At 64.8% G+C, this 12762-nt stretch carries 12 protein-coding genes; 6 read left to right on the top strand and 6 right to left on the bottom strand.

Annotated elements, in window-relative coordinates:
• Positions 1-10 precede the first annotated feature (10 nt).
• The 4 genes from ABEA18_RS10740 to panD all read left to right on the top strand — a co-directional run bounded on the left by ABEA18_RS10740 (position 11) and on the right by panD (position 4415).
• Positions 11-1531 carry an MmgE/PrpD family protein gene (locus tag ABEA18_RS10740; RefSeq protein WP_345449366.1) on the top strand — a complete coding sequence of 507 codons (1521 nt, stop codon included), beginning with the start codon at positions 11-13 and terminating at the stop codon, positions 1529-1531.
• Positions 1532-2437: a methylisocitrate lyase gene (gene prpB, locus ABEA18_RS10745; RefSeq protein ID WP_345449368.1), complete on the top strand. Its 906-nt coding sequence runs from the start codon at positions 1532-1534 to the stop codon at positions 2435-2437.
• A 38-nt stretch (positions 2438-2475) separates the two neighbouring features.
• Positions 2476-3618 (top strand): bifunctional 2-methylcitrate synthase/citrate synthase, encoded by a 1143-nt coding sequence (locus ABEA18_RS10750; RefSeq protein WP_345449369.1) that lies wholly within the window; start codon positions 2476-2478, stop codon positions 3616-3618.
• A gap of 374 nt (positions 3619-3992) precedes the next feature.
• A complete protein-coding gene (gene panD, locus ABEA18_RS10755; protein WP_345449370.1) occupies positions 3993-4415 on the top strand; it encodes an aspartate 1-decarboxylase in 423 nt (140 codons plus the stop codon).
• Positions 4416-5228: 813 nt separating this feature from the next.
• On the opposite strand, the gene ABEA18_RS10765 is transcribed toward panD, so the two are convergent.
• Positions 5229-6263 carry an LLM class flavin-dependent oxidoreductase gene (locus tag ABEA18_RS10765; RefSeq protein ID WP_345449371.1) on the bottom strand — a complete coding sequence of 345 codons (1035 nt, stop codon included), beginning with the start codon at positions 6261-6263 and terminating at the stop codon, positions 5229-5231.
• The gene (locus ABEA18_RS10770) at positions 6260-6910 is read right to left on the bottom strand and encodes an alpha/beta hydrolase (RefSeq protein ID WP_345449372.1); all 651 of its coding nucleotides are present in this window, start codon (positions 6908-6910) and stop codon (positions 6260-6262) included. The genes ABEA18_RS10765 and ABEA18_RS10770 overlap by 4 nt, the downstream gene beginning before the upstream one ends.
• Positions 6911-7540: 630 nt before the next feature.
• Between ABEA18_RS10770 and ABEA18_RS10775 the strand changes: the two genes are divergently transcribed.
• Complete coding sequence (locus ABEA18_RS10775; RefSeq protein WP_345449373.1) at positions 7541-8260, top strand: SDR family NAD(P)-dependent oxidoreductase; 720 nt, start codon at positions 7541-7543, stop codon at positions 8258-8260.
• 592 nt (positions 8261-8852) lie between these two features.
• A complete protein-coding gene (locus ABEA18_RS10780; RefSeq protein WP_345449374.1) occupies positions 8853-9353 on the top strand; it encodes a M20/M25/M40 family metallo-hydrolase in 501 nt (166 codons plus the stop codon).
• A gap of 137 nt (positions 9354-9490) precedes the next feature.
• On the opposite strand, the gene ABEA18_RS10785 is transcribed toward ABEA18_RS10780, so the two are convergent.
• The 4 genes from ABEA18_RS10785 to ABEA18_RS10800 all read right to left on the bottom strand — a co-directional run bounded on the left by ABEA18_RS10785 (position 9491) and on the right by ABEA18_RS10800 (position 12680).
• A complete protein-coding gene (locus ABEA18_RS10785; protein WP_345449375.1) occupies positions 9491-10096 on the bottom strand; it encodes an NIPSNAP family protein in 606 nt (201 codons plus the stop codon).
• A gap of 88 nt (positions 10097-10184) precedes the next feature.
• Positions 10185-10586 carry a GlcG/HbpS family heme-binding protein gene (locus ABEA18_RS10790; RefSeq protein WP_345449376.1) on the bottom strand — a complete coding sequence of 134 codons (402 nt, stop codon included), beginning with the start codon at positions 10584-10586 and terminating at the stop codon, positions 10185-10187.
• A gap of 69 nt (positions 10587-10655) precedes the next feature.
• Positions 10656-10973, bottom strand: coding sequence for a hypothetical protein (locus tag ABEA18_RS10795; RefSeq protein ID WP_345449377.1), 318 nt, complete (start codon positions 10971-10973; stop codon positions 10656-10658).
• Positions 10974-11027: 54 nt separating this feature from the next.
• Entirely contained in the window at positions 11028-12680 is a 1653-nt protein-coding gene (locus ABEA18_RS10800; protein WP_345449378.1) for an amidase, read from the bottom strand.
• Positions 12681-12762: the final 82 nt, after the last annotated feature.

Raw genomic sequence — 12762 nt, forward strand, 5'->3', positions numbered from 1 at the left:
AAGGAACACCATGGTGAAGATCAACCACGTCCGCGTCTACAAGAGCGAAGAGAACCTTCCCCGCGAGCAGCAGCTGGCGCACAAGATCGCCACGGTCGCCGCGGACCCCGTCGAGGTGACCCCCGAGGTCACCGAGATGGTCATCAACCGGATCATCGACAACGCCTCGGTTGCTGTCGCGTCCTTGAACCGTGCCCCGATCATCGCTGCCCGGGCGCAGGCCCTGACCCACGCGCCGACCACCAACGGCAAAGGCTCCTCGGTGTTCGGGATCACGGACCGGGTCTCGACCGAGTGGGCCGCCTGGGCCAACGGCGTCGCCGTCCGTGAACTCGATTACCACGACACGTTCCTGGCCGCTGACTACTCCCACCCGGGCGATAACATCCCGCCCATCCTCGCCGTGGCCCAGCACACCGGGGCCAGCGGGCGGGACCTGATCCGCGGCATTGCCACCGGCTACGAAATCCAGGTGAACCTGGTCAAGGCCATCTGCCTGCACAAGCACAAGATCGACCACGTCGCGCACCTGGGCCCCTCCGCCGCCGCAGGCATCGGCACCCTGCTGGGCCTGGACGTGGAGACGATCTTCCAGTCCGTCGGCCAGGCCCTGCACACCACCACCGCCACGCGCCAGTCCCGCAAGGGCGAAATCTCCACCTGGAAGGCCCACGCCCCCGCGTTCGCCGGCAAAATGGCCGTCGAGGCCGTGGACCGGGCCATGCGCGGGCAGACCTCCCCCGTGCCGATCTACGAAGGCGAAGACGGCGTCATCGCCTGGATGCTCGACGGCCCGGACGCCTCCTACGAGGTCCCGCTCCCGGAGGCCGGGGAACCCAAACGCGCCATCCTGGACACCTACACCAAGGAACACTCCGCCGAATACCAGGCCCAGGCCTGGATCGACCTCGCCCGCAAGCTCCACGGCGCACACCCAGAGGCCACGGACCCGGCCAACGTGGCCTCCGTCCTGATCAAGACCAGCCACCACACCCACTACGTGATCGGCTCCGGCGCCAACGACCCCCAAAAATACAGCCCAACCGCCAGCCGGGAGACCCTGGACCACTCCATCCCGTACATCTTCACCGTCGCCCTGCAGGACGGCGCCTGGCACCACGTGGACTCCTACAGCCCCGAACGCGCCGCACGCCCGGACACCGTGGAACTCTGGCACAAGGTCACCACCGTCGAAGACCCCGAATGGACCCGCCGCTACCACTCCCTGGACATCAAGGAAAAGGCCTTCGGCGGCACCGTCGTCATCACCCTCACCGACGGCACCGTCATCACCGAGTCGATCGCCGTCGCCGACGCCCACCCCCTCGGCGCCCGGCCCTTCGCCCGGGAACAGTACGTGAACAAGTTCCGCACCCTCGCGGCCGGGCTGGTGGAAGAGGCCGAGATCGGACGGTTCCTCGCCGCCGCCGAGCGCCTCCCGGACCTGGGCCCGGGCGAACTGGACCAGCTGAACATCACCGCCGCACCCGGCGTCATCGACCTCGCCGCCGCACCGAAGGGACTGTTCTAGATGCTCTACTCCACCACCACCCCGGAACAGAAGCGCCTCAAGCTCCGGGACCTGCTGGACTCCGGGACCATCGCCCAGTTCCCCGGCGCGTTCAACCCGCTCTCGGCACGGCTGATCGAGGAGAAGGGCTTCCCCGGCGTCTACATCTCCGGTGCCGTCCTCGCCAACGACCTCGGCCTGCCGGACATCGGCCTCACCACCCTCACGGAGGTCGCCACCCGCGCCGGGCAGATCGCCCGCATGACCGAACTCCCGTGCCTCGTGGACGCGGACACCGGATTCGGCGAACCGATGAACGTGGCCCGCACCATCCAGGAGCTGGAAAACGCCGGGCTGGCCGGTTGCCACATCGAGGACCAGTTCAACCCCAAACGCTGCGGGCACCTGGACGGCAAGAACGTGGTCGACACCGACACCGCCGCCAAACGCATCCGCGCCGCGGCCGACGCCCGCCGCGATGCGAACTTCCTCATCATGGCCCGGACCGACATCCGCGCCGTCGACGGCATCCAGGCCGCCCAGGAACGCGCCAAAGCACTCGTCGACGCCGGCGCCGACGCGATCTTCCCGGAAGCCATGAAGGATCTGTCCGAGTTCCAAGCCATCCGTGACGCAGTGGACGTGCCGATCCTGGCCAACATGACCGAGTTCGGCAAAAGCGAGCTCTTCACCGCCGAACAACTCCAGGGCGCCGGCGTGAACATGGTGATCTACCCCGTCACCCTGCTCCGCATTGCCATGGGGGCTGCAGAGTCCACCCTCGATACCATCAAAAGGCTGGGCACCCAGGAAGTCCGGGTCCCGGCGATGCTCACCCGTGCGCGCCTCTATGACCTCGTGGACTACGAGGCCTACAACCACTTCGACACGGGCGTTTTCAACTTCCAGATACCAGGAATCCACTAGTCCGTTACGGCTCCATCAAACCCAGACAAGGAAGTCTCATGAACACCGCAACCGTCGAAATCCGTAAAGGCCTGGCCGGCGTCGTGGTTGACTACACCGCGATCTCCAAGGTCAACCCTGACACCAACTCGCTGCTCTACCGCGGCTACCCCGTGCAGGAACTCGCCGCCAAGTGCAGCTTCGAAGAAGTCGCCTACCTGCTCTGGCACGGGGAACTGCCCACCCAAGAGGAATTGGAGCAATTCCGTGCGGCCGAGCGTGCCGGACGCGCCCTGGACCCCAGCGTGAAAGCCGTGATCGATGCCCTGCCAACCACGGGACACCCCATGGATGTCTGCCGCACGGCCGCTTCAGTGCTGGGAGCCCGGCATCCGCTGGCAGAAGATTCCTCGCCCGAGGCCAACCTGACAAAAGCAAAGGACTTGTTTGCCGCCTTCCCGGCTGTGGTGGCTTACGACCAGCGCCGCCGGCGCGGCCAGGCGCTCGTGGAACCCCGGGACGACCTGGGCTACTCCGCGAACTTCCTCTGGATGACCTTCGGCGAAGAACCGGTGGAAGAAGTCGTCGAAGCCTTCGACGTCTCGATGATCCTGTACGCCGAGCACTCCTTCAACGCGTCCACCTTCACGGCCCGTGTTGTCACCTCCACCCTCTCGGACCTGCACTCCGCCGTCACCGCGGCGATCGGCGCCCTCAAGGGCCCGCTGCACGGCGGCGCCAACGAGGCCGTCATGCACACCTTCGAGGAAATCGGCATCCGCACCGAGGAATCCCTCGATGAGGCCGCCGGCCGGGCGAAGACCTGGATGGAGCACGCCCTGGCGCAGAAGAAGAAGGTCATGGGATTCGGCCACCGCGTCTACAAGCACGGCGACTCCCGCGTGCCCACCATGAAGGCCGCACTGGACAAGATGATCGCCCACTACGGCCGGCCGGAAATCCTGGGCCTGTACAACGGCCTCGAACAGGCCATGGACGAGGCCAAGGCGATCAAACCCAACCTCGACTACCCCGCCGGACCCACCTACCACCTCATGGGCTTCGACACCCCCACCTTCACCCCGCTGTTCGTCGCGAGCCGCATCACCGGCTGGACCGCACACATCATGGAACAGACCGCATCGAACTCACTCATCCGCCCCCTGAGCGAATACAACGGCGTCGAGCAGCGTTCCGTGTAGCTGGCAGTATTGCTGCCTCTCAATGCCAGCGGTGGGGTGTCGGATGATCACCCGGATCATCAACTATTCGCAACGTTGACGACACCTCACCGCCTAGCAACCGGGTGCTTTGCCAATTCAACTCGTTGATTTCGGGAGCAAACGGATGCTGCCTCTGGGCCGGGCCTCTCGGCCTGTGACGCAGAGCGAAGGTGACTTCGCGACAGCGGCGCCAACATCATCGTTCAGGAGCGTCTCAACCTCAACGACGCCGGCTTTCAATTTGGCTAGCAGAAAGGATCCTCGGCTCAACCCGTGACGGGCCTTCAACCTGACCGCACGAACCCGTCCAAGACGCCGCCCGCGTCCACGAACCTCAAGGGGACATGCACCTTATGACTCGCACAATGTTCAAGTCCAAAATCCACCGCGCCACCGTCACACACGCGGACCTGCACTATGTCGGATCCGTCACCGTAGACCTCGACCTGTTGGAAGCGGCCGATATCCTCCCGGGCGAGCTCGTTGCAATCGTCGACGTCACCAACGGCGCCCGCTTGGAGACCTACACCATCGCCGGCGAACGTGGTTCCGGTGTTATCGGCATCAACGGCCCCGCCGCACACCTGATCCATGAAAACGACACAGTCATTCTCATCACCTACGCGAACATGACCACAGAAGAAGCCAGGGCCTACAACCCCAAGGTGGTGCACGTGGACAAGCACAACAGGATCCTCCAGCTCGGCAACGACCCCGCGGAGGGTCTCACCCCTGGGCTGGTCCGCCCGCCCTTCGCGTTGAACACTGTTCGATGAACTAAATCATGGCCATGAGCAACAGTCCTGAGGAAGCACGTCCTCCGAGGTTCCGGCCCACTACGGAAGCAGTCGGATACGGCAAGGAGGCCGAAGGCTGGATCCGGACCCCCGTCATCTGCAGCAGGTCAGGTCGAACGGCGAGCGTTTGGCCATGCTCACGACTTACGAACAGCACGCTGCGGAAATCTTCGACCAGCCAGGCATTGAGGTACTCCTCGTTGCAGGGCTGGGGGAAGACGCTTCTTTATAGAGAGTGCCGTGTTTGAGCATGGCGTAGATGACGTCGCAGCGGCGGCGGCCCGGGCAGACGACGTCTTTGCCGGTGTCGGCGTCGTCTGAACCGTTGACCCCTGACGGAGGGGACCGTTCCTCGCCGAGCGATATCGATCGCCCTGCGTGCCACTGCTGCGTCGGAGGCCGGCTGCCCGGCACCCACCGGAACCGCCTGGGCGGTTCCGGCAATCGACGGGAGCGGGGCTTCGGCCATGTTTGGATTGGAAGTTTTCGGAACCATTGCAGAAATGGGCTCCGGTGTCGGCAGCTTCGCGCCTAGCGACCAAGTCATGGCACTACTGGCATCGGGGGGATACGCAGAATAGGTCGCCGTCCCTGCCGGCAACGTCCTGGCCGTCCTGAAGGAAGCCGACCTGCTCGAGACCGACGGGACCCAGTAAGTGGCAAGATCGAACTGGACCGCCGCCACCCAGGTCAGACCCATTCCCATGGCCCGCCAGCTCAGCGCTTTCAGCAACACCCGCCATTGGACCCAGCGAGTTAGAGAAGGCAACTTTACATCAGGGCGACGAGTCCCTATTGCTTCAGTGCCGCCCGGACAGCAGGCAGCACCTCTGTCGCCAGCAGTTCGATGGAGCGCAGGGTCGCGGCCTGTGACAAGCCGCCCAGACCCACTTGGGCGAGAAAGCGGGTATGGCCTAGGATCTCGTGCTCCCAAAGGATTTTGTCGACGATTTCGGCCGGGCTGCCAGCGAAGAGCGCGCCGCGCGGGGCCGCCCAGGCCTCGAAACCTGCGCGATCGAGCCTCCCGGTGCGCGGCATGTTCTGGTGGATGTATGAGGAATAATGCGGGAAGAACGTGTCCTTCGCCCGCTGGGAAGTCTCCTCGACGTAGAAATGCGAGGTCACGCCGATCCGCCCCGGCATCTGGCCTGCCTGTGCCGCCGAGCGTCGATAAAGTTCGGCCAGGGGCCCGAACCCCTCCGGGTGCCCAAGGATCGCCAGGTACAACGGCAACCCAAGCCTTCCGGCCCGCACCGCCGAGGAACGCGTCCCGCCGACCGCAGCCCAGATCGGCAGTGCGGTCTGGGCCGGGCGCGGCCAGATTCCCGCATCGGTCAGCGGGGGCCGGGTCGTTCCGTTCCAAGTGACAGGGTTTTCGGCGCGGATGCGCAGCAGTAGCTCGAGCCGGTCCTCGAAGTACTCGTCGTAGCGATCCAGCGGCTGACCGAAGAGCGGGAAGGACTCCAGGTAGGCGCCACGTCCAGCGGTGATTTCGGCGCGCCCTCCACTGATGAGATCCAGCGTTGCGAAGTCCTCGAAAACGCGGACCGGATCGGCGCTCGAGAGGACCGTGACAGTGCTGGTCAGGCGAATTCTCTTGGTCTGCGCGGCCGCTGCGGCCAGCAGCACCGCGGGCGAGGACACAGCGAAGTCCTCCCGGTGGTGCTCTCCAACGCCGAAGACATCCAACCCCGCCTCGTCGGCGACCCGCGCCCATTCAAGGATGTCGCGTGTGCGCGCACCGGCATCCATCGGCTTCCCCGCAGCGTTCCGGGTGAGCTCGCCGAAAGTGAATATGCCGATCTCGAACGGGGTGGTCGCGCTCATGCGCTGGCCACCGCCGGGGAACCGACCTCGGTGGCGAGGAAATCGCGTACGTCGTCAAGCATGGGTGCGTTGATGCCGTGTGCCAGTCCTGGATATACCCGCTCAATCAGCGAAGTGTGTTGCGGCAGGTATTCACTGCTGCGGGTAATCGCCATGGGCGCGATGACACGGTCGTCCGAGCCCCGCCCCCAGAAAAGGGTCGGCCGACCGGCGCGCAGTGTCTGGTCGCCCGGCTGCGGTGCGCCGAGCACGAATCCGCCCAGCACCACGGGGGCCAGCACCCGTTCGGGGCGGGTCCTCAGCAGCTGGCTGGCCATGAGCCCTCCCTGCGAGAACCCGATGGGAACGATGAGGGTCCCGGGTTCGACGTTTGCATCGACCCAGGCCCAGATGGACTCGGTTGCTTTCTCCACAGCCCCGGCCTCGGGGTTTCCGGGTGTGATGATCGAGAACCAGGCCGCTCCGCCGTTGCCGAGCTCAACCGGTGCCCGCAGCGATGCCCAGGGCAGGTTCAACCCAAGCGCCGGCGCCAGCGAGCCAAGGTCGTGCTCGTTGGAACCGAAGCCATGCAGGAAAAGTGCGACCGCATAGGGAACCGCGTCGGTGCTCCAGTTTTGGGAACGCACGTCGCGCAATGGGGTGTTCATTCGAAGGGTCACTCCTTGAGTCGGGGAAAGACGGGGTCCGGCGTGGGGGTCGTGCAGCCCGCAGATCGGAGGAGGTATGGAACCAACGGCCGTCGCCAGCCACATGCACGGCAGCGGCAGTCAACTGCTTCAAAGAATACACCGATTACTTGCAGCTTCAACTATATGACCCTCGACTCGTATTGAGGACGCCCGCGAATTATTAGCTCAGGGAGAGGGTCGCACTGTCTGATCCGAGCCCCATACGGACATTCCCTTGCTTGGACGTATCCTTGGGCAGGTACGACGCCTGACCCGGCTGCAGCCACCATGGATCGCACTTCGGCCCGGGATGCAGGGGATGCTCCTGCCGTGGGCGACGAGCAGCGCGATCAGCAGGACGGGTCGGTATCTCGAATCGCCCCGGCACCAGGCCCGGCCTCGAGAGCCAGCTCGCCGAGGCAAATCAAAAAGAGAGATCCGACGCCAACCCCCTTGACTTCGAGGTCAAGAAGGGTCCGTGAAGCACCACACATTGGTTGACTTTTCAAGTATTGGTGCCAAACTGAATGCATACGCATATATAACCGCGTATCGCGGAAACACCGGCACGACAGTGACCGGAAAATCGCTTACAGATTGGACTGACTCATGCAGCTCGAGAACAAGGTCGCATTCATCACCGGCGGCGGATCGGGGCTCGGTCTCGCCACCGCGAAGACCTTCATCGCCGAAGGTGCGAAAGTCATGATCTTTGACTTCAACCCCAAGTCGCAGGAAGTCGCTGACGAAATCGGCGCAAAGTTCGTACAGGGCGACGTCTCGAAGGCCGAGAGCGTTGAGGCCGCCGTCGCGAAGACCGTCGAGGAATTCGGCAGCCTTAATATTGCCGTCGCCTCCGCAGGTGTCGGCGGCGAGGGCGACGTCGTCACCTCGACCGTCGAAAACTGGGAACGCACCAACGGCATCGACTACTCAGGCGTCTTTTACACCAACAAGTACGTCATCGAGCAGCTCCTCAAACAGGGCGAGGGCGGCGTCGTTGTTAACATCGCTTCGATGTTCGGCCTCGTGGCCGTCTCGAACAACATTGCTTACTCCGCCTCGAAAGGCGGCGTCGTGAACATGACCCGCGCCGCCGGGACGATGTACGCGAAGGAGGGCATCCGCGTGAACGCGGTAGCCCCGGGCGTCATCCGCACTCCGCTCATCGACGAGCCGACTCTCGAGCAGTATGCAAAACTGCACCCGGCCGGTCGCGTCGGCGAGGCGCAGGAAGTCGCCGACCTCATCACCTTCCTCGCGAGCGAGAAGGCTAAGTTCATCACCGGCGCGACCATACCGATCGACGGCGGCTATACGGCCGTCTAACGCGAAACCGGCAGCACCCGCGCGCCCCTCCAACCAAGGGGGCGCCCCTCGTTCCCCCGGTTCACTCGGGGTCTTCCCCACAGGGGAACACTCCCGGGCCCACCACCCCAGCTGTCCCCAGGTGGGTGTCAGTCATTTCGGGTTATCCACGGCGAGAATAGGGTGCGGTTAGTGAGCATGTGCAGATGGCGTAGGCCAAAGGTCTTCGGACCGACGACGGCGCCCCGCAGGCCGCCACGGTCCGGTGCGCGGCGCACTCGGAGGAAACTGACGAGACTGAACAGCACTCCCCCGCTTGGGTTTCCGGGTCTATGCTGGGTTTCCCGGTTGCGCCGGCTCGCCCAGGCGCTCCGAACTCCTACTGAGAGCGAAGGTCCATGAGCGGTTCCGAAGCAGTCTTGGCAGGCCTTGAAGCGGAGCTCGGCTGGATCCGGGATACGTACATCGATCTGCATAGGCACCCAGAGCTGAGCCTCGAGGAGCAGGAGACTTCGAAGCTCGTCGAGGGGAAACTCACCGCGTTCGGCTATGCCGTAACACGCCCCGGGGCACCGGCGTCGTCGGGATCCTCGCAAACGGGGACGGCCCAACGGTGCTTGCCCGCGCAGACACGGACGCGCTGCCCGTCACCGAGGCCACGGGGCTGCCTTATGCGTCTGCCGTGGACGGGATCATGCACGCGTGCGGGCACGACCTCCACGTCGCAGCCCTGCTCGGCGCGGCCAAGCTCATGTCCGACGAGCGTGGGGCCTGGACCGGGACGTACCTCGCGCTGTTCCAGCCCGGCGAAGAGATCGGGGCCGGATCCCAAGCAATGCTCGACGACGGACTCGTCGCCAAGGTGCCGCGGCCCGACGTCGCCTTCGCGCAGCACGTGATGCCGATCCCGGCGGGGATCGTGGCCACTGCAGCCGGCCCCGTCTTCTCGGCCGCGGATTCGCTCAAGATCACCGTGTACGGGAAGGGGGTGCCCGAGGTGGGACTCGAACCGCATTCCAACCCTCGAAAACACAGGGAAGTCCAGAAAATATACCGAGTACGGGCCAAACCGGCGGCAGTACGGCCCAGTCCGAAGCCGAAAGTGTGTATGTAGTACACACCCCAAATCTCGCCCTGCAGACTCCAACCGCACGTCAAAGAACTCCGAGCCGTCAGCTTTGGGACCAGGATGGCGCTGCGCTGCAAATCGATCTCGCCGGCGGCCACTCATCGTTCGGAGCCCCGACTCCGCTACTGCAACGGCGAAAAGACCGACGGCGCCAGGCGCTTCACCATCGTGGATGTCGGCACCGGACCATCAACCGGCGGCATTGCTTCGGCCCCAATGGCTCCACTCGTACGCTTCTTCTCGGCGGAGTGCGCCCAGATCTGGACGATCCCGTTGGTCTGCCCGAATTCCAACCGCCCGGCCAGAACGAGCGAGTCATGCTGGCTGCGCTCCTTAATCGCATTGAACCATGCCTCGCCGGCAGCGCGAAGTTCGGAGACGATGAAGTAGTCGTACCGGATTTCAAAAATGGGCCCGATGGCGCCGGGTGCGCGCTCTTCAACAAAGTCGAACGGGATGACTAGCTCCACCATCATCCGGTTGACGAATCCACCCGTTGCCGGAGGCCAGTTCGGGTGCTGTGCGGCGCGGGCCCGCACCTCGGTGCGCTCGGCCTGGTCCTCATAGGGCCACACGTGGACCACTTCGCTCACCGGCTGGTCCGTGGTGCGCCAGAAGCCCGCCAGAGACGAGAACGCAGCACGGTCAACATAGCCGGCGCCGAATCGCCGCTCGAACTCCGGCACATTCTCCGAATCCACCTGGTAAGTACGGATTTCGTGGATCATTGACACATCCTTCTCGCGTTTGCTGGGCAAATTCTTGTGCGGTTTCCGTGCGCCGATTTTCGATCCCGTGGGGCCGGGACCGGAAGGTTCAGCCTTTTAGTGCGGCGGCACCGGCGCCGGCGCATTCCTCGTCCTGTTCGCCCGTCCCGCCGCCCACGCCGCAGGCACCGACGAGGACGCCGCCACTGAAGATCGGGACCGCGCCTTTGGCATAGAAGATGTGGCCTCCCTCGGCCTGGGCGATGCCCTGCATGATCGGCGCGGCCGCCCGTTCTGCGAGCAGGCCGCTGGGCTTGGCAAACCCGGCGGAGGCGACGGCCTTCCCCAAGGAACCGTAGCCTGCGCCCCAGTGCCCGCCGTCCATCCGCCCGAAGGCGAGCAGCCGGCCTCCGGCGTCGCAGACCGAGACGCTGATCCTGATGTCCAGTTCCTGGGCCTTTTCGATGGCGTTTGCGATGACGAGATTTGCCTGGGCGAGAGTGAGTGTCATGGCCTGTCTTTCGGGTTGTTTCGGAGTGGGGTCTCGGGAATCGCTGACGCAGCCACGGAGCCGGCGCGCCTAGGGAATTGCCCGGAACATCGACAACGAGGCGTTGGCCGTGTGCGGCCTGATCTTTGACGCCCAATCGCCTTGCGCCGAGGCGGCTTTCCATGCCTCCGTTTGCGGAAGGTCCGGGGAGTCCACACGGTAGAGCGTGGCGTACCGCTGGATGCCCGCGTTCGACCCCTCCAGGACGTACCGCTGGACGCCCAGCACACCGGGGACTTTGGCGATGAACGGCACGTGCTCGGTGTTGTAGATGCGATTGAATTCATCTTCGAATTCCTCAGGGATATCGAGCTGGACGAGCCACAGGTATTCGGTGGTTTCCTTCAAGTGCTTACCTTTCGACGGCCACCGGGCGGCGGCATGGTGAGGACGGGGCAAGTTTTACCGTGAGCGGAGAGAGAACACGTTGGCCGGCGCCTCGGCGTACAGGTGGTCACGTGGCATCCGTTCGGCCATCGCCAAGGCGTACGGCGCGCCTTCCACCAGCTGTTCGAACATCCGCTCGCCTAGAACGAGTCCGGCACGGCCGGCCGCCGCACGGCACGCCTTGCGCAGCACTGCGTTGGCTTCCGCGGGGGTAACCGGCGTCAAGCCCGGCTCCTCCACCGACGGTGCAACGGCGTTGTCGGCCAATTGGGGGTGTTGCCGGTGCCATCCTGTAGCCAGCTGGTATGCGTGGCCGATGCGCAGAACCGTCGCTTCACCGAAGGGCCGGCCGAGGATCTGCATGCCTAGCGGCAACCCGCCGGGACCGAAGCCGTTCGGCAGCGCGAGGACCGGCTGGCCGGTGACATTGGCCGCGGTGTAGTGGTTGGCCTGTTTCCAAAAGCCCAGTGGGTCATGCGCAGAGAAGGCCGGAGCCTCGCCCGCGCAGATGGTGATAAAGGCATCGAAGCGCGCGTACAGTGGTGCCATCTCCGTGATGGCCCGTTGGTGTTCCCTGCCCGCTCGAATGAGGTCGTTGGCCGTGAACAGCACGGCCGGCAGCATGCGGGCCAGGATATCCGAGCCGAAATCAACGGGCCGGGTGATCAGCTCATGCTGGTGCACATTGAACACCTCGGTTTCGGCAATGATCGTCTTGATGTCGCCGTAGCTCCGCATTAGCCGGATCTGGCAGTCCTCCAGCGTGGCACCCAGGTCCGCAAGAACACCAAGGGCCTCCTCCATAGCCCGGCGCTCGTCGGCCCCGGTCCGGACTTCTTCCTCCCAGTTGTGCCGCAACACGCCGATCCGCAGTCCACGCAGGTCCCCGGTCAGGGCACCCCGGTAGTCCGGAACGTCGCGGGCCACGCTGGACGGGTCGGCCGGGTCATGGCCGGCTATGGCCTGGAGCAGAATCGCACAGTCCTCGGCGGTCCTCGCCATGGGACCGATGCGGTCGAAGGTATGGGAGTGGGGAATCACCCCCGAGCGGCCCACCAGCCCTGTGGTGGGCATCAGGCCGGTAATGCCGCAGCGGGAGGCGGGCACACGGATGGAACCGCCGGTATCGGTGCCGATGCTTGCCGGGACCATCCCCGCCGCGATCGCGGCCGCAGAACCACTCGAAGACCCTCCGGTGACCCGGGTCAGGTTCCAGGGGTTCCGCGGTGGCGGCCAGGGCGCGTCAAACGACGGCCCGCCATGGGCGAACTCGTGGAGCGCCAGCTTGCCCATGAGCAGTGCGCCGGCCTCCCTCAACCGCGCGGTCACAGCAGCGTCCCCGACCGGCACATTATCTTGCAGTACCCGGGAGTGCCCAGTGGTCAGGATGCCCGCGGTGTTGACGCAATCCTTCAGCGCGAAAGGAATACCATGAAGAACACCGCGATACCTGCCGGCCGCAATCTCTGCGGCCGCCTCGCGCGCCCCGCTGCGTGCGGTCTCAAAGGTCCGGGTGACGTATGCCTGCACCTGGCTGTCGACGGCATCGGCTCGCCCGATCAACGCCTCAACGTACTCCACCGGGGACAGCTGGCCTGATCCGATGAGCTCCCCGGCTTGCGCCAGCGTCAGTTGGTGGAGCCGGGCAGTTTCATCGGCAGCGGTCATTGTTCAGCTCCTTCGTATTCGAAAGTCCAGGGCGGGCTGCAGGCACGTCAATAAACCGCACGCCGACGTCGGGAGCGTTCTG

Origin of the sequence: Arthrobacter gyeryongensis (assembly GCF_039543785.1) — a bacterium.
In the GTDB taxonomy this organism is placed as follows: domain Bacteria; phylum Actinomycetota; class Actinomycetes; order Actinomycetales; family Micrococcaceae; genus Arthrobacter; species Arthrobacter gyeryongensis.